The sequence below is a fragment of the Actinoplanes sp. NPDC049668 genome, from assembly GCF_044465445.1.
GTDB lineage: Bacteria > Actinomycetota > Actinomycetes > Mycobacteriales > Micromonosporaceae > Actinoplanes.
This window is the reverse complement of the sequence record NZ_JBITLR010000001.1, coordinates 1,315,791-1,338,465: the sequence shown is the minus strand read 5'-3', so window position 1 is coordinate 1,338,465 and position 22,675 is coordinate 1,315,791. Positions and strand designations below refer to the sequence as shown.

Below are 22,675 nucleotides of genomic sequence, written 5' to 3'. Positions count from 1 at the left end.
CGTAGTTTGACGATTCGCCTTGACTATCGAACGCATACTGGCGGTATGGACGCCGTCAGCAAGGCCGAATCGCAGGCTTGGGATGGCCTTCCCCAGCCCGCGCACAGTGCGTTTACGCCGTTGGGGCAGATCGAGCAGGCGACGAAGTTCGCCGCGGGCCTCAAGCAGACGCGTCACGGCTGGCGCAGAGCGGTCGCCGTCACCGGTGAGGTGCTCATCGTCCTCACCGCTGTGGCCGTCGTCGTGGCCGGCGTGCTGAGCATCGTGCGGCAGTAATCGGTCGCTGGCCTGGCTGTTCTAGCCTTGCGTCATGAACGAGGGTCGATGTCGCGCCGCGCTCGCGGTCGCCATGCTGCTCACCCTCTCGGCCTTCGGCAGTACCGGCCGGGCGAGCGATGCGGCGCAGCCGGCCGTGCCCAATCTTGACCCGCGGTTGTGGGGTGAACCGCAGGTCCACCCGCGCTGGCGGTCATGCGACAACGAACCGTCCGCACAGCGCCAGTTCACCCAGAGCGACGTGCTGACGATGCCCCAACTCGCCGACACCTTCCGCCCGGTGGCCGCCGTCATCTGCGGGCGGGAGCCACAGCGTCGACCGGACGGCGGCGCGGATCTGGTCGCCACCGAGGACCGGGTCAGCGACATGGCGGCGCTGCTCACCGCGCTACGGCTGCCTGACGATCTGCCGCAGCCCTTCGACGATGACGATTCGGCCGACATCGCCTGCAACAGGATGCTCGTCCTCCCGCCATGGCTGGCGCTGCTCGACGCCGCGGGCCGGTGGATACGTCCGGGGCTTCCCCGCGAGGCCTGTGGCGGCCCCCGCGCGGAGGTCATGAAGGCCATCGAGGGGGCGCCGCGGAATCGCATCTCCACCCGCGTACTCCAGGAGGTGGAATCGGCCGAGGCCGCGGTGACCGGATGCGGTGATGAATGGGCCGACATGGTGTGGGTGACCGGTGCCGACGGCGCCGCGAGGCCCGCCGTCGACCTGGCCGACCTGCCGTTCGACGGTGCTCTGGTGAACGTGTGCGTCTACCGGGTCCCGGCGGACGAGCGGGGCGGCGACAAGCCGCGCGGTGAGATCGTCTCCCGGGAACTGCTGCCCGAGGGGCGTTGGCCGGTCGTCAAACGGCGGATCAAGGCGGCCGGGCCGGTGCGAGCCTGCGACACCCCGGCCAGCCGCTTCGCCCTGCTGATGCCGGGCGAGATCTACGTTGAGCTGGACGGCTGCCGGCGAGTCCTGGCGCGGGGCACCGGTTCCGACGCGCTCCGGCAGGCCCCTGCGGACCTGCCCGATCTGCTCACCAAACGGTGACTGACCTGACATTGCGTTAGCGCGCCCGTTGGTGACAGCTTGGGTAGTAGAGCTCGCACGGGCTCCCGGACGAGGGTGCCGTACCCGGTCAGCGACAAGACGGCGCGCGGGAGACTCTGATGTCCTGGCTCGTACTCGTGCTGTCCGGTGTCCTCGAAGCGGTCTGGGCCACGGCCTTGGGCAAGACCCAGGGTTTCACCCGGATCGTCCCATCTGTGGTTTTCTCCGTCGCGATCATCGCCAGCATGGCCGGCCTGGCGTACGCGATGCGCACCCTGCCGGTCGGCACCGCCTACGCCGTCTGGGTCGGCATCGGCGCCGTCCTCACCGTCGTGTACGCGATGGCCGCCGGCACCGAGTCGGTCTCGCCCATGAAGATCGTCTTTCTGACCCTGATCATCGGCGGCGTGATCGGCCTGAAGGCCAGTCACTGACCGACCCGCACGGCCGGATCCTTTCGCCACTGACCTGATCAATGTGGACGGGACGTGCTTTCATCGGTGCCTTGAACACCGCAACGCAGGGAGCCGACGATCTTCTTCTTTGAAGGCGAGCGTGCCGGACTGGCGAAGCGCCGGGCTCCGCTGGCCGGCTTCTGGGCACTGCTGGTAGGCGGTGCCCTGCTCGCGATGTTGACGGTGGCGCTCCGGCCGGCTACCGACGTGCGCGACTGCCCGAACTACGGCGGCAGCGGCAACGCCAGCGCGTTCTCCAACGAAGCCTGGGACCTGGTTTACCCGCTGCTGCTGCTCGGCTGGCTGTTCGCGGTCGTCGTGGAGCAGCTGCTTCCGGTCACCTGGAACGGCCGTGAGGCAGGCTTGACCGTCGTCCGCGCCCTGCTCGCCGTCACGATCGCCCTGATCGTCTCGTGCGGCGCGGGTATCAAGCTGCTCGCGCTCTGCCATTAGCCGATTCAGCACGCAGCCGAACGACCGGCACCGTCGTTCTGACGCGACCTCTGACCGAGATTCCGACTGGATCAGGGGGTCAGGGTCCATAGCGCGTGCGGGTTGTACTGCCCGAGGTGGAGGGTGAGCACTAGCGAACTGGGCCGTTCCTGCGCTGGGATCTTGAAGGTGAGAGCAAGGTCAGCTTCGCCGTCTGAGCCAATCGCGGACGGCTCGGCAGTCCCTGTCGAGAGGGTTCGTACCTCGGGCCGTAACAACTTGTGCTGGTCGGTGAACAGCACTGCGCCGCCCGTCGAGAATGAACCATCGAACGGCTCCGTCCCACCGTTTCGAACCCACACCGTATAGGACGCCGCATCGATTCCGCGGAGGACCCGGACCCGCGCCATGAAGCCGGAATCGCCCCTCATGGTCAGCTCCTCGCCGAGGGGAACCGATCCGACAAACGGCGAGCGCTCGACTATGTCGCGGGCGAGAAGATCTGTGCCGAACTCGCCGGGCCCATCAGCGCGGCGGTTGATATCGGCCGCTCCCCGCTCCTGTCCGTATCGGTTCGTCACGACGACCAACGCGACCAAGATCGCCGCGATGCCGAGGAGCACGGCTATCACGCGGGGCCACGGATACCTCGCTGTCACGGGCCGCAACATCGGCAAGGGCAGCCCGAACCTGAGGGAAGCGGATGCCATCAACGGAAGCTCCGGGCATGGGGTTGAGCAATGGCTTCCGCGCAGTCGCTCACCCCGCCACCGAGGGTGCCGATGTAAGAGTCATGTCTGCCGCGTGTCGCTTGCTGCTCGCCGGAGTCGCCGTATTCGCCGGACTGGCAACGCTGTCGGGCTGCACCGAGCCGAAGCCCGTGCCGACTCCTGCGGTATCCACATCTCCCAGCAGCTTTCCCTCGCCGTCGGTATGGACCTGGACGGAGTCGCCACCGGAGGGCTCGGCGACGGGTTCAGAGGCAGATGGCACCAATGGAGTGCTGCCGCCGGACAACATCGTGGTGCCTGACTGAAAATCGGAAGGTCGGCGGTTCGACCCCGCCCCTGGCCACGAAGCCTCTCGCCGGGCTGTGAGCACCGCCCACCTGCCGTCCGCCCTCGACCGGTAGCGGACTTGAGATGATCTGGCCGTGAGTGACGGAAGCCGAAGGACGATCCCTTGAAGGCGGTTCGTCGGGCTCCGAGCTACCCGGCCGTCCTGAGAGTTGCCAATTCTCGCCCATTTGGCCGGCTAGTGGGAGGCGGCCCTGGATGCGCGGCCGGCGATGGCGTCGGGCTCCCCGGTCGTCGTCCTGGACCAGCTCCTGGAAGCTCGCCGGAGAGGTCGGGGAGTGAGTTGTCAGGATCCACTCCCAGGAGTGGGACGGGAAACAGTTCAGGGCCGGTCTCTCGTTTGAGAGACCAGCCCTGAGCTGGTGTTTCAAGGGTCGGGGTGGCCGGATTTGAACCGACGGCCTCTTCGTCCCGAACGAAGCGCGCTACCAAGCTGCGCCACACCCCGAGCGTGCTCAGCAATACTAGCGGACGGCCCGGCGGTCGCGAAATCGGTATCCCCGGGCCGGGAAACCGCAGGTCAGCGCGGTGTCAGAGTCAGAATGCTGGCCTCCGGGCGGCAGGCGAATCGGACCGGGGCCGTCGGGTGGGTGCCGAGGCCGGCCGAGACGTGCAGCCACGCTTCCGAGCCGGGCCAGCGGTGCAGGCCCTTGGCCATTGCGGGTGGTAGGTCGCAGTTGGTGGTGAGGGCGCCGTAGCCGGGTACGCAGACCTGGCCGCCGTGGGTGTGGCCGGCCAGCAGGAGGTTGAAGCCGTCCGCCGCCATCGGGTCGAGTACCCGGGAGGCGGGGGTGTGTGTCACGCCGATGTGCAGGTCGGCGCCGGCGGTGATGGGGCCGGCCACCGAGGGGTAGTCGTCACGGTCGACGTGTGGGTCGTCGACGCCGGCCAGTTCGATCGAGCGGCCGCCGGCCTTGATGGTTGTTCTTGCGTTGTTCAGGTCGGCCCAGCCTGCGTCGGCTAAGGCGGCGCGGAGTTCCTCGGCGGGCAGGTCGACGCCCTGCTGGTATTCGCGCTCCGGGAGCAGGTACTGCAGGGGGTTCTTCCAGATCGGGCCGCGGTAGTCGTTCGAGCCGAAGACGAAGGCGCCGGGTAGGCCGAGGAGCGGGTTGAGGGCGCGCAGGACTCCGGGGATGGCGTCCGGTGCTGCCATGTTGTCGCCGGTGGTGATCACCAGGTCCGGGTCGGTGCCGCGGAGGGCGGCCACCCAGTCCTGCTTGCGGCGCTGGTCCGGCATCATGTGCAGGTCCGAGATGTGCAGGATGCGCAGCGGTTCGGCGTCGGGTTCCAGCACCGGGACGTCGAAGCGGCGCAGGGTGAACATGTTGCGTTCGACCAGGGAGGCGTAGGCGAGGGTGGCGCCGCCGACGGCGGTGAGGCCGGCGGCCAGGGCGATAAAGGAGCGCTTGCGCATGACGGCCAGAGTAGTTTGGTCGTCCATGGGAACGCTGAAGGACCGCCTGAAGGATGACCTGCACGCCGCCATGAAGGGGCGTGACGAGCTGACCACGTCGACGCTGCGGATGGCTTTGACCGCCGTGAGTAACGCGGAGACGGCCGGGGACGCCGCGAAGGTTCTCAGCGATGACGAGGTGCTCGGCGTGCTGGCCAAGGAGGCGAAGAAGCGGCGCGAGGCCGCGAACGCCTTCGCGGGGGCCGGCCGCACGGATCAGGCCGCCAAGGAGAACGCCGAGGGCGAGATCCTGGACCGGTACCTGCCGGTGCAGCTGACCGACGAGGAGATCGACGGGCTGGTCGCGGGCGCGCTGCTGGCGGGTGGCTTCACCGGGAAGGCGCAGATGGGGCCGGCGATGAAGGCGGCGCAGGCCGCTGTCGCCGGGCGGGCCGAGGGTGGCCGGGTCGCCGCGGCGGTGCGCAAGCGGCTGGGTTGAGGGCGGCCGCCGTACGGCGGCATCGGAGCTGAAGCGGGCGGGTCACCCAAGGGTGACCCGCCCGCGTTGTCATCTTCGGCCCGGTGGCTTCGGCTTTTCCGGGTCATCGGGATCGCCGGGTTTCTTGCCGTTGCCCTTGCTGATCTCGATGCTGACGTAGCCGCCCTTGATGGTCCGGCCGCTCGGGTTCGTGCCGGCGACCGTGCCCTTCGGGCAGTCAGACTCGACCTCGGTGTTGTCGACCGAGGCGGTGAAGCCGGCGCCCTGGACCCGGGACAGCGCGGCGGAGACGGTCGCGCATTCCACGTCCGGGATCGAGCGCTGGTCGCCTTCGGCGATCTTTCTGCTGCCGGGCTTCTTGAACTCGACCTTCGGTTTGCCCTTGAGGAAGTCGTCCATCGTGTCCCAGACCGCGGGGTTCACGATGGAGTGCGACAGGCGGTCCTTGTGGTCCTGGTAGTCCGGGTTGACCAGGTAGCCGGCGATCGTCAGCGAGCTGCTGCCGATGATCAGCGCGGCGGTCTTGTCGTTGTCGGTGGTGCCGGACTTGCCGTAGATCGGGTGCCGGATCGTGTAGTACGCCTGCGCCGCCGTACGGCTGCCGCCGCAGCTGCCGAGCTGCGCGCTGTCGCCGACCGGGCAGCGGGCCGCGTCGAGCGCCGCGCGGGCCACGTCGGGTGAGGTGGCGCGGGTGCAGTGCGGCTTGCCTACGTCGATCTTTTCGCCGTCCTTCGACGTGATCTGCTGCACCGGGGTGGGCGAGCAGTACATGCCGTCGCCGGCGAGGGTCGCGTACGCGTTCGCCATCTCCAGCGGGGTCGACGACGAGACGCCGAGGGTGAAGGCGCCCCACTGGTGTGCCGCGGCCTTGTTCGACGCGAAGTCGGCGTCGCTCTTGGCCCGGAACTGCACGCCGAAGCGCTGGGCCACGTCGACCACCTTCTCGGCGCCGACCCGTTCCTGCAGCGGCACGAAGAACGTGTTGATCGACCGGCTGAAGCCGGTCCACATGTTGGTGACGCCGCCGGCTCTGCCGCCGGAGTTGCTCGGGCAGTAGTAGATGCCGTTGCAGGTGGAGCGGCCGGGCGCGATGCGGTACTTCGAGACGTACTTGGCGGGCGCGTTGATGGAGTAGGCGAGCGGGTAGCCGTTCTCGAGCGCCGCGACCATGGTGAACATCTTGAACACCGAGCCGGCCTGGTAGCCGGTGATGTCGCCACCGCCGCTGAGCAGCGGGTTGGTCGTGTTCGGGTACGTGCCGCGGATCTTCTTCTTCGCCTTGCGCGGGTCCGAGGAGATCTTGTTCTGCGGGTTGTCGGGGTCGTCCAGCTTGAACTTGCGGTTGGCCGCCAGGGCGCGGACCCGGCCGGTGCCCGGCTGGATGCCGGCGAGCAGGAGGGCGTTCTTGTTCTTCTCCGAGATGTGCTCGCCGATGTTCTTGCGGGCCGCCTGCTGGGCCTTGATGTCCATCGACGTCTGCACGCGGTAGCCGCCGCTCTTCAGGCGCCGCTCACGGTCGTACGTGGTCGCGCCGAAGGCCTGCTGGCTGAGCCACCAGCGGTAGAAGTAGTCGCAGAAGAAGCCCCAGTTGTTCTTGGCAACCGAGACGCAGCCGTTGCCGGGACGCTTGACCGTGCGGCTGATCTTCGTCGCCTGGGCCTTGCGCGCGTCCTCCGCGCTGATGAGGCCGATCTCCATCATGTCGTTGATGACGTAGTTGCGGCGGTCGAGCGCCTGCGGGTAGCCGCTGGCGGTCGTCGGGTTGAACGCGGTGGGCGCCTTCACCATGCTGGCCAGCAGCGCGGACTCGGCGATCGTCAGATCCTTGGGCTTCTTGCTGAAGTAGACCTGACTGGCGGCGTACACGCCGTACGCGCCGTTTCCGAAGGGCGCGGCGTTCAGGTAGCCCTCAAGGATCTTCTCCTTGCTGAGCTCCTTCTCGATCTGCATCGCGTACTTCATCTCGGTGATCTTGCGCTTCGGCGTGTCCTTGGTGGCGTCGACGACCTCCTGAGGGCTGGTCGCCGAGTAGGCCAGGGTCATCCGGACCAGCTGCATGGTCAGCGTCGAGGCGCCCTGCTGGGTCTTGCCGCTCTTGTTGCTGACGATCGCCCGGGCGACACCCTTCAGGTCGACGCCGTTGTGCTGGTAGAACTCGTGATCCTCGGCCGCGATGATCGCGTTCTGCATGTTCTTCGAGATGTCCTTCAGCGGGACGTCGCTGCGGAACTCGTCGTAGAAGACCGAGATCTGTGTCTTGTTGTCAGACGCGAAGATTCGGGTGATCTGTGGGGCGGTCGCCTGCCGGAGCTCGCTGGGCAGGCTGGCGAACGTCTCGCCGCCGGCCTTGGCCGCGAGGCCGGACATGGCGACCGCCGGGAAGGCGGCGGCGGCCACGACAACGCCCGCGAGCAGGCCACAGATCAGCAGCGAGGTCGCGTTCGCGAAGATGTTGTGATCGCGTCTGCGCATCCAGGAGGTCACCCGAGCAGGGTACGCGAATAACGCACGTGATCGAGCGCAGAGATGGTCAAGTTTGCCCAGAATGATTCTGCCCCTTCCCTGGCCACTGCGTGGCGTTTCCGGCGAACTTCCCCGAACTTTCTCACTGTCCGGTAGGACCGGGATGCCGGGAAATACCGAGGTATACGTTTTTGAGGGACAACGTTGCGTAATTGCCTGACTACAGAGCATGATGATCCGGCGAGCTATCGCACGGCGTCTGCGCGACTTGGGGGACATGGGCCGTCAGATGTCAGGGGGAAGCAAGGGGGGACGTGGACAGATGGGAATGATCAGCGACTGGCCCAGCATGGCGGCGTGTCAGAGTGGCGACCCTGACGCACTCTTCGTGCAGGGCGCCGAGCAGAACGTGGCGAAGAGGATCTGCCGCAGCTGCCCGGTCCGCTACGAGTGCCTTGCCGATGCGCTGGACAACCGGATCGAGTTCGGCGTCTGGGGTGGCATGACCGAGCGGGAGCGCCGCGCGCTGCTGCGCCGGCACCCGCACGTGGCGAGCTGGCGGAAGATGTTCGAAGCCGCGCTCCGCGAGAAGGGCGCAGACAAGGTACTGGTCTCCACCCGCTGATCCGTCTCAGGCGAGCGCAGCACCGATTGTCCGCAGCCCGTCGACGTCGTGCACATCGGCGGGCTGCGCCTTCACGGCCACCGTCGGCACCTGGGGGAAGGCGTCGGTGAACTGGGCGGCGACGCCGAGCTCGCGTTCGACCAGGCGCAGCAGGGCCGCGTGGATCCGCAGCGCGTCCGCGGTCGCCGGCTGGTCGCCGGCCGCGTCCAGCGCGAGCGCCGCGGCCTGCGCCGCCTCCAGCGTGACGGTCTTCAGCGTGGTGCTGTGGGTGCGATTGAGCACCAGGCCCGCGAGCGGCATGCGCTCGGCGACCAGCCGCTCCGCGAAGTGCGCCGCCTCGCCGATCGCGTCCCGCTCCGGGGCCGCGACCAGCAGGAACGCGGTCTGCGGGTCCTGCAGGATCCGGTACGTCTCGTCGGCGCGCTGCCGGAAGCCGCCGAACATCGAGTCCAGGGCCGCCACGAAGCCGGACAGGTCGGTCAGCAGCTGGGCGCCCAGGATCTTCTGCACGGCCCGGGAGAAGATCCCGAACGAGGCCGTGACCAGGCTGAACATGCTGCGCCCGCCGCGCGCGGGCGCCATCAGCATGCGCAGCATCCGGCCGTCCAGGAAGCGCGACAGCCGGGCCGGCGCGTCGAGGAAGTCCAGCGCCGAGCGCGACGGCGGGGTGTCGACGACGATCAGGTCCCAGTCGTCGCCGGCCCGCAGCTGCCCCAGCTTCTCCATCGCCATGTACTCCTGGGTTCCGGAGAACGTGGAGCTCATGGCCTGGTAGAACGGGTTCGCGAAGATCTCCGCGGCGCGCTGCGGCGATGTGTGCGCCTGCACGACGTCGTCGAACGTGCGCTTCATGTCGAGCATCATCGCGTGCAGCTCGCCGCCGGTCGCCTCGGTGTCGATGCCCTTGACCTGCCGCGGCGTGTTGTCCAGCTCGGTCAGGCCCATCGACTGGGCCAGCCGGCGGGCGGGGTCGATGGTCAGCACCACCGTGCGGCGGCCGTGCTGCTCGGCGGCGCGCAGGCCGAGGGCCGCGGCGGTGGTCGTCTTGCCGACGCCGCCGGCGCCGCAGCAGACCACGATCCGGATGGCCGGGTCGGCCAGCAGGGCGTCGACGTCCAGGCGGGGGGCGGTGCGGTCGGCAGGCACGTTTCGAGCGTACTGACTCGTAGCCCCCGCGCGGCGCGGAGCGCCGCGGCGTGTGGCGGGTCAGACAGCCATCAGCAGGGCGGCCAGCTCGTGCAGGCCGTCCTGGTCGACGCCGCCGGCGAGCAGCGGCAGCTCGACCATCGGGCGTCCCAGCTCGGCCAGCTCCGCCCGCAGCGATTCCTCCAGCTCGCGGCGGGTCAGGTGCGCCTTCGCCTCGGCGTGCAGGCCGTTGACCGTCGCCGCGTCCGACGGCAGGCCGGCGGCGGCCAGCCCGCGCTTGAGCTCGGTCTTGGTGACCCGGCCGGACGCGAGCAGGGGCGGCCGGGCGCCGTTCACGATGATCCGGCCGACCGGGAGGTGCAGCGCGGACAGCTCGGCGATCGCGTCGACGCTCTCCTGCACCGGCATCTCCTCGAGCAGCGTCACCACGTGCACGGAGGTGATCGGCGAGCGCAGCAGCGACGCGACCCCGTCGCTCTGCGTCTTGATCGGACCGACCTTCGCCAGCCGGGCGGTCTCCGCCGTCACGTTGAGGAAGCGGCCGATCCGGCCGGTCGGCGGCGCGTCGAGGACCACCGCGTCGTACACCCGCCGGCCGTCGGCGGACCGGGTGGTCGCCTCCTTCACCTTGCCGGTGAGCAGGACGTCGCGCAGGCCGGGCGCGATCGTGGTGGCGAAGTCGATCGCGCCGATCCGGCGCAGGGCCCGGCCGGCCGCGCCGAGCTTGTAGAACATGTCGAGGTACTCCAGCAGCGCTTCCTCGGCGTCCACCGCCAGCGCGCGGACCTCGCCGTCGCCCCGGACCGGGGTGGCGATGCGGCGCTCGCTGTACGGCAGCGGGTCGATGCCGAACAGCTGCGCGATGCCCTGCCGGCCCTCGACCTCCACGAGCAGCGTGCGGTGCCCGCCGGCGGCCAGCCCGAGCGCCAGCGCCGCGGCAACAGTGGTCTTGCCGGTACCACCCTTGCCGGTGACGACGTGAAGCCGCGCCGGCCAATCGTTGCTAGCCACCTGATCGAGGGTACGGCGTCGGCTCCCAAAGCGAACTTGCATGGGTTTTCCGCCGCGGGTCGGCTCAGCCGCTCACGTCGCAGACGAGCCAGTCGGTCTTGCGGATCACGGTGAAGGTGAGCTGCTGCTGCGCCGTCTTCTCGTCGTCGGTGGTCATCGTGAGCGGCACCACGACCGTCGCCCGGTCGTCGGTCTGCCGCGTGACCGCCGGGTCGGTCCAGCTGAACGTCGGCGCGTCGTACTCGTTCGCGTACCCCTTGATCTGGTCGACCCGGTCGTTGAGCTGCTCCTGGTCCAGGGCCTCGCGGCAGACGACCTCCGCGGCCGCCGCCGCGTCCTGCTGCACGTAGACCGCGGTCAGGAACGTGTTGACCGCCGTGACCGGGTCGGGCTCGCCCTTGCCGCTGTCGCCCTCGCGCAGCAGCAGGGCGGCCGACACCGCGCCGCCGACGAAGATCAGCAGGGTGAGCACCAGGGCGACCGAGACCCGCAGGCCGGTGCGCCGCCGCCGCGCCGCCGGGGTGAGCACCGGCATCGTGGTCTCGGTCGTGTGCGGATCGAACGGCACCTGCCAGGGCTGCGGCAGCATGCTCAGCGCGATGGCCTCGGTCGGCTCTTCGCGCTGCACGCCCGGCTGCACCTCGGCGGGCGGCGAGTGCTCCCAGGCCAGGTGCTCCGGCGGCGTGGCACGCCATTCGCCCGGCTTCTCGTGCCGGGCGTGGAACGGCCCGGTCGGCGGCGGCTGATGCCAGACGACGTCGCCCTCGAGGACCTCGTTGGGCACCGTGGGCGGCTCCGCGTCGGGCGGATAGCCGGGCTCGCCGGGATAGGCGCCGACCGGCGGCCATTCGGACATCTCGGCCGTCGGGTCGTCGATGAAGTCGATGAAGTCCGGGGCGTCCGCGGCGGCGATCGAGGACGCGCGCGTGGGCTCGCCCCGCGGCGATTGCGTCATCGTGCCCCCTAGGTCGTCGCCCCTGCTCAGGGTAACGAAATCCGGACAGTCGCGAGGCGGCTCCGGCGGCCTGGATAGGCTGTCGCCGAAGTCGACGGGCGCGAGCCCCGAGCACGAGCGACAGGGAGCTGGACGAGCAATGCAGAAGTGGGAGTACGTGACCGTGCCGCTGCTGGTCCACGCGACCAAGCAGATCCTCGACAACTGGGGCGAGGACGGCTGGGAGCTGGTGCAGGTCGTGCCGGGCCCGAATCCCGAGCAGCTGGTGGCGTACATGAAGCGGGCGAAGTCGTGACGGCGCCGACGCCGGTGACCGGCGAGGGCGGCGCGGACGCGTACGCGCGCCTGGCCGAGCTGGGCCTCACGCTGCCGACCGTCGTGCCGCCGCTGGCCTCCTACGTGCCGGCCGTGCAGTCCGGCAACTACGTCTACGTCTCCGGCCAGCTGCCGATGGTCGACGGCAAGCTGCCGTACGTCGGCAAGGTCGGCGAGGACGTCACCGTCGAGCAGGGCACCGAGCTGGCCCGCTACTGCGCGCTGAACGCCCTCGCCGCGATCGACTCGCTGGTCGGCCTCGGCCGGCTCGTCAAGATCGTCAAGGTGACCGGCTTCGTGGCGTCGGCGGACGGCTTCACCGGCCAGCCCGCCGTGGTCAACGGCGCCTCGGAGCTCTTCGGCGAGGTGCTCGGCGAGCTCGGCCGGCACGCGCGCAGCGCCGTCGGCGTCATCGCGCTGCCGCTGGGCGCGCCGGTCGAGGTCGAGGTCATCGCGGAGATCGCCTGACCCAGACCGGCTGTGGTGACCGCCGGTGACCGGATCGCACCTGCGGTCCCGGCGGCTCAGCGCGGCGCGACGTAAGATTCCCAGCATGGTGCCCGCCGAGGTCGAGCAGTTGCCGGGCTGGGTGACGCTGCTGCGTGCGCCCAATCCGGGTCCGATGACGCTGGACGGAACCAATACCTGGGTTCTGCGCGCGCCGGGCGAGGAATTCGCGGTCGTGATCGACCCCGGCCCGCTGGACGAGGGACATCTCGCCCGGATCGCCGAACAAGGGCCGTTCCTGTTCATTCTCGTCACTCACGGTCACCATGACCACGTGGAGGGCGCCGCCCGCCTCTCCGAGCTCCTGGGCGGTGTCCACGTGCTGGCGGCCGACCCGCGGCACGGCGTCGGCGCGGGCCCGCTGGACCGGGACGAGTCGCTCGGCGCCGCCGGCCTGGAGATCCGCGTGCTGGACACCCCCGGGCACACCGCCGACTCGGTGTGCTTCCTGGTGGAGTGCGCGGGCGAGCGCGTCGTGTTCACCGGCGACACCATGCTGGGCCGGGGCACGACCGTGGTGGCGTGGCCGGACGGCGACCTGGGCGCGTACCTGACGAGCCTCGGTGCGCTCACGGCGTACGAGAAAATCTTGATGCTGCCCGGGCACGGCCCGGCGCTGGACGACTGCGCCGCGGTCGCGCGGTCCTATCTCGACCACCGCCGCGAGCGGCTCGCCCAGGTGCGGGCCGCGGTCGCCGCCGGAGCCGACTCGCCGGAGGCGGTCGTCGCCGCCGTGTACCCCGACATCGCACCCGGTGTCCGTTTCGCGGCCGAGTGGTCGGTGCGCGCGCAACTCGAGTACCTGAGGCGGGAATCACAGCGACCCTTGGAACAGTTGGACCCGCTGTGACCTGTCCCGTGTGTGGAACCGTCGCCGTGCCCGGTGCCCGTTTCTGCCACAACTGCGGTGCCGCGCTGCCCGCCGCCGCCACGCTGCCCGCGGCGGAGCGGCGCATCGTCACCGTGCTCTTCGGCGACCTCTCCGACTTCACGTCCTGGTCCGAGGACCTGGATCCCGAGCGGGTCGGCGCGGTCACCGACCGGGTGCTCGCCGCGCTGGCCGGCGCGGTCAAGACCTTCGGCGGCCACGTCGACAAGCTCACCGGCGACGGCATCATGGCCGTCTTCGGCGCGCCGGTGGCGCACGAGGACGATGCCGAGCGTGCGGTGCGGGCCGCCCTGAGCATGCAGCGGGCCGTGCGGCGGGTGCTGGACGACGAGCGCGGCGGCGGCGCCCCGCTCGGCCTGCGCGTCGGCCTCAACACCGGCGAGGTCGTCGCCGGCATCCAGGCCTCGATCGAGTACACGGTCATCGGCGACACCGTGAACACGGCCGCCCGGCTCGCCGACGCCGCCGCCGTCGGCGCGGTCTACGCGGGGGCGCGCACCTCGGCCGGCACCCGGCACGTCGCCTCCTGGCGGCAGCTGCGGGCGCTGCGGCTCAAGGGCAAGCGCGAGCCGGTGCCGGCGTACGAGCTGCTCGGCCTGCACGACGCGCCCGGCACCCGGTCCGGCCTCGGCGACGAGGCGCCGTTCGTCGGCCGGGAGACCGAGCTGGGCCGGGTGTCCGGCCGCATCGCCGAGGTCGTCGACTCCGGCACGCCCCGGGTGATGGTGATGACCGCCGAGGCCGGCATCGGCAAGACCCGGTTCGCGGCCGAGGTCAAGCGCTTCGCGGCCGGCTACGACGTCGGCGCGGGCCGGTTCGCCGGGCACACCGGCGCCCGGGTGCTGCGCGCCCGCTGCCGCGCGTTCGGCGAGCGGCGCCGCTTCGCGCCGCTGGCCGACCTGGTCCGCAAGTCCGTCGGCCTGCCGAAGGACGTGGCGGCGACGATCACCCGCCCGGTCGTCGAGGAGCGGCTGCGCAAGCTGGTCACCCGGCTCGGCCGCGACGGCGGCGGGCCCGAGATCGACATCGACCGGCTGCTCGGGCTGCTCGGCTACGGCGAGACGCCGGTCAACCCGGTCGGCCCGGCCGCGGTGGCCGAGTACCAGCCGGCCGGCGGTGCGCGGCCGGAGACGGAGACCATCCCGATCGCGGTCGCGGGGCTGCTCAGCGCCCTGGCCCGGGAGGCGCCGCTGGTCGTCATCGTCGACGACCTGCACGACGCGACCGCTGAGACGATCGACGCGCTCGGCGCGGTGCTCTCCCGCCTGGATGGTCCGGTGGTCCTGCTGCTGCTCGGCCGCCCGGAGCTGGTGCGCACCGCCGGCGCGCTGACCCGGCTCGCCGACGCCGAGATCCACACGCTGCCGCCGCTGCGCGGCGCGGACGCGGCCCGGCTGCTCACCTCCTACCTCAACGGCGGCAAGCTGCCGCAGGCCGACGCGGACCGGCTGCTCGCCACCGCGCAGGGCAACGCGTTCTACCTGGCCGAGCTCGTGACGCTGCTGATGGAGCGGGGCGCGCTGATGCCGGCCGTCGGCGCCAACGCGGCCGGCCGGTGGCACCTCGCGGCCGGCTCGATGGGCAGCCAGCTGCTCTCCCGCGACCTCGCCGCCGTCCTGGCGGCCCGTATCGACGCGCTGCCGACCGAGCCGCGCTCGGTGCTGCGCGACGCGGCCGTCGTCGGGGACACCGTGCCGACCGGCGTCATCGAGGCGCTGCGCGAGCGGCGCGCGGCCGGCGACACCCGGCCGGTCGCGGTCGCGGCGGTCGAGCTCGAGCGCGCGGTCGACGAGCTGCTGCAGCGCCGCATGCTGCACCGCGTCCGCGGCGGGTACGCCTTCAGCACCCCGCTGATGCGCGAGGCCGCGTACGCGGGGCTGGGCAAGGCCGACCTCGCCGACCGGCACGCGTACCTGGCCCGCTGGGCGGCGCCCGAGACCGTCACGGCGCTCGGCTACGACGGCGCCGGGCGGCTCAGCCTCGGCGAGAACGAGCGGGACGCGTTCGTCGCCACCCACGCCGAGTGCGCGATCGAGCTGGCCGACGCCGTCCGGCTGCGCCCGGACGCCGCGGCCCGCGACGTGATACCGCTGGGAGTCGCCGCCCTCGGCCGGATGGCCCGCCGGGCGCTGGCCAACATCGAGCCGGCCGCCTCCATCCAGTACGCGGAGCGCGCCGCCGCCATCGCCCGGGGCGGCCTGCCCCTCTCCGACCAGCTCGTGCACGCCCGCGCGCTGCTGCGCCTCGGCCGGGCGTCGGAGGCGCTCGCCTACGGCGAGAAGATCGCCGCGAGCGCGGACGACGAGCCGGTGTGCCGCGCCGAGGCCCTGCTGGTCGTCGGCCGCGCGGAGGAGGCGCTCGGCGACACCTCGCGGGCGATCTCGGCCTGGCAGCAGGCGCTGGACGTGGCCACCGCGGCCGAGCTGGCCCCCGAGCGCGCCAACGCCATGCGCCGGCTCGGCATGGCCGACTTCCTGGCCGGCAAGCTGAGCCAGGCGAGCAGCCGGTTCGCGGCGGCCTACCAGGTGACGCTCGCGGCGGGCGACCGGCACGGGCAGGCCTGGGCGCTGCAGAACCTGGCCTGGGTGACCACCACCCGGGGCGACTTCGCGGGCACCGACGCCGTTCTCGGCCGGGCCGCCCGGCTCTTCGCCGAGCTGGGCGACCCGGTGGGGCGGTCCTGGCTGCGCGGCACGACGGCCTTCGCGCGGCTGCTGGCCGGGCGGCTGCACGAGTCGCGGCGGCTGGCCCGGATCTTCCTGCCGTTCGGCGACCGGGTCGGCGAGGGCTGGGCGGTGGGCACGCTGCGGGCCGTCGAGGCGTACGCGGCCGCCGAGCTGGGCGACCTGGCCGAGGCCGACGCCGAGGCGCGCCGGGCGTACCGGGACTTCGCGGCGGTCTCCGACGACTGGGGCCGCGGGCTCGCCCTGGTCGTGCGCGGCGCGATCGCCCGGGGCCTGAACGAGCCCGAGCACGCCGAGGATCTGCTCACCGACGCGCTCGAGTTCGCCGCCCGCACCGGCCACCCGCTGCTGCTCGGCATGGCCGGCACGCTGCGCGGCTTCGTGGCGCTGCACCGCGGCGACGCCGACGCGGCCGAGGCCGACGCCCGCCGGGTGATGATCGCGGTGGAGCCACACAATCCGCTCGCGCCGGCGCAGGTCGGGCCGCGGGTGCTGCTCGCCGAGGCGCGCCTGCGGGCCGGCGACTCCGCCACCGCCGTCGGGCTGCTGGCGCCGATCGCGAGCGACACCGGCGGCTCGCTGCTCTTCTCGCGGCGGCAGTCGCTGGTCTCGTACGCGTCCGCGCTGCTCGCCGACGGGCGGATCGAGGACGCGGCGACCTGGATCCGGCGCGCGCGGGAGGTTCCGGCCGAGGACGTACGCAGCGGCGTCGTCGCGGCGATGGTCCTCGCCCGGGTGAACGCGGCGGCCGGCGCGATGGCCGAGGCCCGGGTCGCCGCGGAGGAGGCCGTGCTGCTCGCGCACTCGACCGAGCAGTTGAGCGAGCGGGTCGCAGCCAGGGAACTTCGTGATGCATTGGCGCACTCCACGGTGGAACCGCCGGAATCTGTCGCGTACGCGTCTGACGTGCCGGGATGAACCCGACCACCGGTCGCGTATTTTCTAAGCCGTGACCGACACCCCGCCCGGCCGTCTGCCCGCGCCGTATGTGCCAGGCATGTCCGGCTTGTCGGTAATGGCGCGCGGTGGGTACGCAACCGTCTACCGCGCCACCCAGGATTCGGTGGGCCGCGACGTCGCCATCAAGGTGGAGAACCGGACCCTCGACAACGCCCGGGACCAGGCGCGGTTCCTGCGCGAGGCGAAGGCCGCCGGGCGGATGTCGTCGCACCCGCACGTCGTCGACCTCTTCGACGTCGGCGTGACCGTCGACCAGCACCCGTACCTGATCATGGAGCTCTGCGACGGGTCGTACCTGGACCGGATGCGGGTCTCCCCGCTCGGCGCGACCGAGGCACGCGACCTCGGCGTCAAGATCGCCGACGCGCTGGTGCACTCGCACGCGAACGGGGTGCTGCACCGCGACGTCAAGCCGGCCAACATCCTGTACTCGCACTTCAACCCCGCCGTGCTCGCCGACTTCGGGCTGGCCGTGCTCGGCGAGATGCGCGACTCGTCGGTCACCCTCGAGGTGCTCACCCCGGCCTACGCCCCGCCGGAGATGTTCTCGCACGCCGAGCCGTCCGGCGCGGTCGACGTCTACGCGCTCTGCGCCACCCTCTACGCGGTCATGCGCGGCCGGCCGCCCCGCTGGGAGTCCGAGCGCAGCCCCAGCCTGATCACGCTGATGGACCTCTTCCACCAGCCGATCCCGGAGCTGCCGGGCGTGCCCCGGGCGCTCACCGAGATCCTCCGGTACGGGATGGCCAACGATCCCCGGGCCCGCCCCACCGCGGCGCAGCTCCGCGAGCTGCTCACCGGGCTGCACCTCGGGCCGGCCGGCGGGCAGCCGGCGCCGACGATCTACCGCGCGTCGACGTTCCAGCCGCCGGTGCCCCGGCCCATGCCGGCGGACCCGCGCCCGCGCCCGCCGGTCTCGCCCACCCGCGACGTGCAGGGCGGTGACGAGACGCCGACCGTGCACACCACCGACCCGCGCAAGCGCGGCAAGCGGAAGTGGCTGTTCGGCGGCTTCGGCGTGTTCCTGCTGCTGGGAGCCTCGATCGGCGGTGCGCTGCTGGCCTCGTCACAGGGGCCGATGATGCGTTCGCTGGCCGGCCGGCTCTCGGGGGCCGCCGCCGCCTCCACCGTTCCGGTCGCGCTGTCCCGGCTGCCGGGCTGCGCCCACGGCAAGGCGCACTGCCCCGACGAGGTCGAGTGCTACACCCGGCGCACCGACGGCGGCCCGGCCGCGCGGCGGGTCGCCTGCTCGCTGCCGCACAGCTGGGAGGTCTTCGCGATCGGCGAACTGCCGGCCGGCGTGCGGTCGGAGGACCGGGTCGCCGTCACCGCCGACCGGACCGTGCGCACGGTGTGCAGCCGGGCGATGTTCCGCCGGACCACGACCCGCACCGACGGCGCCGAGTGGGCGCTGTCAGTGCTGCCGCCGACCGCCGCGGACCGGGTGTTCCGGTGCCTGGCCGGCCAGGGCGCCGACCAGCTCCGCGGGCCGGTGCTGGCCCGCGGCTGAGGCCTTACTCGGGGTCGAGGACGGCCAGCAGTTCGCCCGTGTCGACCTCCGCGCCCGGGCGCACCGGCAGCGAGGCGACCACCCCGGCCGACGGGGCGTGCACCGGGTGCTCGAGCTTCATCGCCTCCAGCGTGAGCAGCAGCTCGCCGGCCCGCACCCGCTGGCCCGGCACCACCAGCACCCGGCGGACGGCGCCGGGCAGCGGTGCGATCAGCGAGCCCTCGGTGGCCTCCGAGGACGGCAGCGGGAAGCGGGACAGTTCGCGCAGCGTGACCGAGCCCTCCGGGCTGTCCACGTAGGAGATGTCGCCGACCCGGTGCACCTTGAGGCTCAGCCGGATCCCGTTGACGTCGAGGTCGACCCGGCCGCCGTCGGCGTGCACGACCGTCGTCGGCGGATGGTCGTCGAGCGTCGGTGCCTGGCCGAGGCCGGCGAGGTCCAGCTCCTCCGGGTCGACCGAGCGGACCCACCAGCCGGCCAGCTCGCCGTGCCGGTTCATCCGGTAGCCGACCTCGACCGGGCCGGCCGGGCCGTCGTAGACGGCGGTCTGCGAGCCGGACGGGACGTTGCGCCAGCCCGAGGGCAGGGAGGCGAGCACGGGTGCGCTCGCCCGCCGGGCGGCGGCGCCGGCCAGCGCCGCGGCCAGGCAGGAGATCCGCACCGCGTCCACGGACGACAGCAGCGGCGCGAACACCTCGGGGTGCCGGTCCAGGAAGCCGGTGTCCACGTCGCCCGCCCGGAACGCCTGGTGCCGCAGCACCCGGACCAGCAGATCCCGGTTGGTGACGACGCCGTGCAGCTGGGTCCGGGTCAGCGCCGACGCGAGCATGCGCGCCGCCTCCTGCCGGGTCGGCGCCCAGGCCACTAGCTTGGCCAGCATCGAGTCGCCCTGCAGGCCGACCACCGAGCCGTCCGTCACGCCGGTATCCAGGCGCAGCCCCGGCTGCGGCAGCGGCCGGAAGGAGCCCGCCACATCGGGTACGCCGAACCGGTGCAGGGTGCCGGACGCGGGCAGCCACGCGTACGCGGGATCCTCGGCGCAGATCCGCACCTCGATGGCGTGCCCGCGGATCGGCGGCGGCCCCGGCATCGGCAGGTGGCCGCCCTCGGAGACGAGCAGCTGCAGCCGGACGAGGTCGTATCCGGAGACGCACTCGGTGACCGCGTGCTCCACCTGCAGGCTCGGCGTCAGCTCGAGGAACCAGAAGTCGCCCTCGGAGTCGAGCAGGAACTCGACCGCGCCCGCGCCGACGTACCCGATGGCCCGGACCGCGATGATCGCCGCCCGGCACAGCTCCTCGCGCAGCGCGGGGTCGACCGCCGGCGACGGCGTCTCCTCGATGATCTTCTGGTAGCGGCGCTGCACCGAGCACTCGCGCTCGCCGAACGGCACCACCGCGCCGTGCGTGTCCGCGATGATCGGCACCTCGATGTGCCGGACGTTCTCCACGTACGGCTCGCAGAAGATCTCGTCGCCGATCTCCTGCCGGGTCGAGGCGACCGCCTCGGCGAGGGTGTGCGGGTCGCGCACCACCCGCATGCCCTGGCCGCCACGGCCGCTGTCCGGCTTGATGAGCACGGGGAAGTCGGTGATCTTCTCCGGGTCGGTCGCCGTCGGCAGCACCGGTACGCCGGCCTCCGCGACCACGGCCTTGGTCTCGATCTTGCTGTGCAGCATGCCGAGCGTCTTAGCCGGCGGGCCGACCCAGATCATCCCGGCGTCCGCGACCGCCGCGGCGAACTCCGGGTCCTCGGCGAGCGCACCGTCGCCGGGATGGATGGCGTTCGCGCCGGCCCGCCGGGCGGCGGCGATGATCAGGTCGCCACGCAGATACGTCGAGGCCGCGGTTCCGCCGGAGAGGTGGACGGCGTAGTCCGCCTCGGTGACGTGCTGGGCGTCGGAGTCGGCATCGGAGTAGACGGCGACCGTCTCGATGCCGACCAGGCGGCAGGTGGAGAACACCCGGCGGGCGATCTCGCCGCGGTTGGCCACCAGAAGACGTCGGATCACGGGTCTGCCTCTCAGGACTTCAGGGACTACTTCAGGGTCGGAAGACGCCGACGTGCTCAGCGCCCTCGACGGCCGCGCTGTGCACCGCGGACAGGCAGAGCCCGAGCACCGTACGGGTGTCGCGGGGGTCGATCACGCCGTCGTCGGGCAGCTTGCCGCCCGGGCCCGAGCCCTCCACGGGTCGCTCCACCGGCCAGCTGAAGAGGAACCGCGGCTCGTAGGCCCGGCCGTAGATGCCGCCCGCCTCCTCGGCGGGGGTGCCCCCGATCATCAGGGTCAGGTGCGGCACCGTCGACTTCGCGACGGCGTGCACCAGCGGGGCACCGTGCCGGACATCCGCGGCCTCGTGCGCCTCGGCGGCCGGCGCGCCCGTGTACTGCACGAACAGCAGCGACGTCGCGGTGGCGTTGGCGAGCTGGATGAAGTGCACGGCCTTCTGGGTCTCGGCCGGTGAGAACGCGCCGCCCAGGTTGGCGAGCACGCCGATCGGGTAACCGTGCAGCTCGCCCCAGCCGGTCACCAGCGCCGTGCCCTGAGTCGGCTTGAACTCGTCGAAGTCGCTGCCGTCCAGGATCCGGGCGAGCACCTCGCGCGGCTCGAACACCGTCGCCGGGTCGGCGCCGGCCAGGGTCAGCAGGTCCTCGGCGTCGTACTTCGGCGGGTTCGGCAGGCAGTGCCGCGGCGCGGGGCCGCGCTTGCGCCAGTTGAACCGGCGCACGCACTGCCGGGCCAGCCGCAGCCCGTCCCGTTCGTCCTCGGCCAGCTGGTCGGCCGGGCCGGTGACCCCGGCCGGCACGGTCGGCGTGCTGCGCACCTCGGGTGCGGGCCGGCCGTTCGCCCCGGCCGCGCGGACCGGCTGCGGGTGGATGGTGAGCATCTTCGCGTGCCCGCGCACCATGATCGTGTAGTCGGAGAGCGCGGGCAGGTAGGCCGCGTCCCCGGTCGTCGCCCCGAAGACCACGCAGACCGTCGGCACCCGGTCCGCGGTGAGCTGGCTGAGGTCGCGGGCGATGGCGCTGCCCGGCGGCGGACCCGCCGGCGCTGCCGCGCCCGTCGATTCCACCAGATTCACCAGCGGCATGCGGTTCACCGACGCGATCCGGGCGGCCCGCCTGATCTTCTCCACCGTGTACGGGTTGACGGCGCCCCCGTCCACCGTCGGGTCGTTGGCGATGACCACGCACTCGACGCCCTCGACCACGCCGATGCCGGTGACGACGCTCGCGCCGACCGGGAACTCCGAGCCCCAGGCCGCGACCGGGGACAGCTCGAGGAACGGGCTGTCCTGGTCGAGGAGCATCTCGACCCGTTCCCGTGGCAGCAGCTTGCCGCGGGCGTGATGCCTGGTGACCCACTTCTCGCCGCCACCCGCGCGGGCCGCCTCCAGCGCGGCCTCGAGCTCGACCAGCCGCTCCAGCATTGCGCTGCGGCTCTCCAGGTAGGCGGGGGTGCGCGGGTCGATCGCGGTGGCGAGCACGGTCACGGTGTCACCTCTGCCGTGCCCGCACGGCTTTCGCTGCGCTGCGTGCCCGCCACCATGTTCAAAGCCCGCGCCCTTTCACCCGTGTAGTGCCTCTCGACCACCTCCGTAACGAGCGGCCGACCGGGTGCGACACGGATCATGGTGCGGCGGCTTTGTCCCCTGATCAGGTGCGCGCACACGCATTCAAGGGGCCGCCCATAAGGACGGCCCCTGTCGTGCTTGACCTGGTTTCGCCTGGCGGAACCGGATGGTCCCGCCAGGCGGTCAGACCCGCGCTCGGCGGGCCAGGCGCTCCGGGTCGAGAATGATGACGCTCTTGCCGTCGAGCCGCAGCCAGGCGCGGGACGCGAAGTCCGCGAGCGCCTTGTTGACCGTCTCCCGCGAGGCGCCGACGAGCTGCGCCAGCTCCTCCTGGGTCAGGTCGTGCGTGACCCGCAGGACGCCGCCGTCCCGGGTGCCGAACCGGCCCGCCATCTGGAGCAGGTTCTTCGCCACCCGGCCGGGCACGTCGGTGAAGATCAGGTCCGCGAGGGCGTCGTTCGTCCGGCGCAGCCTGCGGGCGAGCACCCGCAGCAGCTGCTCGGCGATCTCCGGCCGGTTGTTCAACCACGGGCGCAGCGACGACTTCTTCAGTCGCGCCAGGCGCGTGTCGGTGACCGCGGTGGCAGTCGCCGTCCGCGGACCGGGGTCGAACAGCGACAGCTCACCGAGCATGTCCGACGGACCCATGATCGAGACCAGGTTCTGCCGGCCGTCCGCCGCGCGCCGACCAAGCTTGATCTTGCCGGAGAGAACGATGTAAAGGCTGTCACCCGCCTCGCCCTCATTGAAGACGATGTCGCCCTTGCGGAACTCGATCGTCTCCATCTCCTTGGCGAGCGCCTCGGCAGCCTCCGGGTCAACGCCCTGGAAGATCCCGCTGCGAGCCAGTACCTCATCCATC

20 protein-coding genes, 1 tRNA gene and 1 riboswitch are annotated in these 22,675 nt (G+C 71.8%); of the genes, 11 read left to right on the top strand and 10 right to left on the bottom strand.

What is annotated here, in order from left to right; all coding sequences use genetic code 11:
* Positions 1-45: 45 nt before the first annotated feature.
* The 4 genes from ACIBSW_RS06250 to ACIBSW_RS06235 all read left to right on the top strand — a co-directional run bounded on the left by ACIBSW_RS06250 (position 46) and on the right by ACIBSW_RS06235 (position 2,226).
* Positions 46-276, top strand: a complete 231-nt coding sequence (locus ACIBSW_RS06250; protein ID WP_354728699.1) for a hypothetical protein — start codon at positions 46-48, stop codon at positions 274-276.
* A gap of 73 nt (positions 277-349) precedes the next feature.
* The gene (locus tag ACIBSW_RS06245; RefSeq protein WP_354728700.1) at positions 350-1,318 is read left to right on the top strand and encodes a hypothetical protein; all 969 of its coding nucleotides are present in this window, start codon (positions 350-352) and stop codon (positions 1,316-1,318) included.
* Positions 1,319-1,364: 46 nt separating this feature from the next.
* A riboswitch (guanidine-III (ykkC-III) riboswitch) is annotated at positions 1,365-1,427 on the top strand.
* A 10-nt stretch (positions 1,428-1,437) separates the two neighbouring features.
* The gene (locus ACIBSW_RS06240) at positions 1,438-1,752 is read left to right on the top strand and encodes an SMR family transporter (protein ID WP_354728702.1); all 315 of its coding nucleotides are present in this window, start codon (positions 1,438-1,440) and stop codon (positions 1,750-1,752) included.
* Positions 1,753-1,947: 195 nt separating this feature from the next.
* Positions 1,948-2,226, top strand: a complete 279-nt coding sequence (locus tag ACIBSW_RS06235; RefSeq protein ID WP_354728704.1) for a hypothetical protein — start codon at positions 1,948-1,950, stop codon at positions 2,224-2,226.
* A gap of 71 nt (positions 2,227-2,297) precedes the next feature.
* Here the strand turns inward: ACIBSW_RS06235 and ACIBSW_RS06230 are convergent, their stop codons facing one another.
* From ACIBSW_RS06230 to ACIBSW_RS06220, 3 genes are all read right to left on the bottom strand, one after another.
* Positions 2,298-2,864: a hypothetical protein gene (locus ACIBSW_RS06230; protein ID WP_354728706.1), complete on the bottom strand. Its 567-nt coding sequence runs from the start codon at positions 2,862-2,864 to the stop codon at positions 2,298-2,300.
* A gap of 791 nt (positions 2,865-3,655) precedes the next feature.
* Positions 3,656-3,729 (bottom strand) — tRNA-Pro (locus tag ACIBSW_RS06225).
* Between the two features lie 72 nt (positions 3,730-3,801).
* Positions 3,802-4,695 (bottom strand): metallophosphoesterase, encoded by an 894-nt coding sequence (locus ACIBSW_RS06220; RefSeq protein ID WP_354728708.1) that lies wholly within the window; start codon positions 4,693-4,695, stop codon positions 3,802-3,804.
* Positions 4,696-4,720: 25 nt separating this feature from the next.
* On the opposite strand from ACIBSW_RS06220, the gene ACIBSW_RS06215 reads away from it, so the two are divergent.
* Complete coding sequence (locus tag ACIBSW_RS06215) at positions 4,721-5,173, top strand: GatB/YqeY domain-containing protein (RefSeq protein WP_354728710.1); 453 nt, start codon at positions 4,721-4,723, stop codon at positions 5,171-5,173.
* Between the two features lie 69 nt (positions 5,174-5,242).
* Here ACIBSW_RS06215 and ACIBSW_RS06210 read toward each other — a convergent pair whose 3' ends face one another.
* Complete coding sequence (locus ACIBSW_RS06210; protein ID WP_354718198.1) at positions 5,243-7,645, bottom strand: transglycosylase domain-containing protein; 2,403 nt, start codon at positions 7,643-7,645, stop codon at positions 5,243-5,245.
* 313 nt (positions 7,646-7,958) lie between these two features.
* Here ACIBSW_RS06210 and ACIBSW_RS06205 point away from each other — a divergent pair, with 313 nt between their 5' ends.
* Positions 7,959-8,261, top strand: coding sequence for a WhiB family transcriptional regulator (locus ACIBSW_RS06205; RefSeq protein ID WP_041832981.1), 303 nt, complete (start codon positions 7,959-7,961; stop codon positions 8,259-8,261).
* Between the two features lie 6 nt (positions 8,262-8,267).
* Here the strand turns inward: ACIBSW_RS06205 and ACIBSW_RS06200 are convergent, their stop codons facing one another.
* Genes ACIBSW_RS06200 through ACIBSW_RS06190 form a run of 3 tightly spaced genes read right to left on the bottom strand, consistent with a single transcriptional unit; the run spans position 8,268 to position 11,373 of the window.
* Positions 8,268-9,407 carry an ArsA family ATPase gene (locus ACIBSW_RS06200; RefSeq protein WP_354718201.1) on the bottom strand — a complete coding sequence of 380 codons (1,140 nt, stop codon included), beginning with the start codon at positions 9,405-9,407 and terminating at the stop codon, positions 8,268-8,270.
* Positions 9,408-9,467: 60 nt separating this feature from the next.
* On the bottom strand, positions 9,468-10,460 hold the full coding sequence (locus ACIBSW_RS06195) for an ArsA-related P-loop ATPase (protein WP_354718202.1): 993 nt from the start codon (positions 10,458-10,460) through the stop codon (positions 9,468-9,470).
* Between the two features lie 22 nt (positions 10,461-10,482).
* Positions 10,483-11,373 (bottom strand): hypothetical protein, encoded by an 891-nt coding sequence (locus ACIBSW_RS06190; protein ID WP_354718204.1) that lies wholly within the window; start codon positions 11,371-11,373, stop codon positions 10,483-10,485.
* A 139-nt stretch (positions 11,374-11,512) separates the two neighbouring features.
* On the opposite strand from ACIBSW_RS06190, the gene ACIBSW_RS06185 reads away from it, so the two are divergent.
* The 5 genes from ACIBSW_RS06185 (at position 11,513) to ACIBSW_RS06165 (ending at position 18,238) form a co-directional block, all read left to right on the top strand.
* Positions 11,513-11,668, top strand: coding sequence for a DUF4177 domain-containing protein (locus tag ACIBSW_RS06185; RefSeq protein ID WP_354718206.1), 156 nt, complete (start codon positions 11,513-11,515; stop codon positions 11,666-11,668).
* On the top strand, positions 11,665-12,156 hold the full coding sequence (locus ACIBSW_RS06180) for a RidA family protein (RefSeq protein WP_354718208.1): 492 nt from the start codon (positions 11,665-11,667) through the stop codon (positions 12,154-12,156). Before ACIBSW_RS06185 ends, ACIBSW_RS06180 begins: the two co-directional genes overlap by 4 nt.
* Before the next feature lie 85 nt (positions 12,157-12,241).
* Complete coding sequence (locus ACIBSW_RS06175) at positions 12,242-13,045, top strand: MBL fold metallo-hydrolase (RefSeq protein WP_354718210.1); 804 nt, start codon at positions 12,242-12,244, stop codon at positions 13,043-13,045.
* Entirely contained in the window at positions 13,042-16,686 is a 3,645-nt protein-coding gene (locus ACIBSW_RS06170) for an adenylate/guanylate cyclase domain-containing protein (protein ID WP_354718211.1), read from the top strand. The genes ACIBSW_RS06175 and ACIBSW_RS06170 overlap by 4 nt, the downstream gene beginning before the upstream one ends.
* 31 nt (positions 16,687-16,717) lie before the next feature.
* Positions 16,718-18,238, top strand: coding sequence for a serine/threonine-protein kinase (locus tag ACIBSW_RS06165; RefSeq protein WP_354718213.1), 1,521 nt, complete (start codon positions 16,718-16,720; stop codon positions 18,236-18,238).
* Positions 18,239-18,242: 4 nt separating this feature from the next.
* On the opposite strand, the gene ACIBSW_RS06160 is transcribed toward ACIBSW_RS06165, so the two are convergent.
* The 3 genes from ACIBSW_RS06160 to ACIBSW_RS06150 form a co-directional block, all read right to left on the bottom strand.
* Positions 18,243-20,249, bottom strand: coding sequence for a biotin carboxylase N-terminal domain-containing protein (locus ACIBSW_RS06160; protein ID WP_354718215.1), 2,007 nt, complete (start codon positions 20,247-20,249; stop codon positions 18,243-18,245).
* Between the two features lie 31 nt (positions 20,250-20,280).
* Complete coding sequence (locus ACIBSW_RS06155) at positions 20,281-21,732, bottom strand: carboxyl transferase domain-containing protein (RefSeq protein WP_354718217.1); 1,452 nt, start codon at positions 21,730-21,732, stop codon at positions 20,281-20,283.
* 264 nt (positions 21,733-21,996) lie between these two features.
* Entirely contained in the window at positions 21,997-22,674 is a 678-nt protein-coding gene (locus tag ACIBSW_RS06150; RefSeq protein ID WP_023562908.1) for a Crp/Fnr family transcriptional regulator, read from the bottom strand.
* Position 22,675 lies beyond the last annotated feature (1 nt).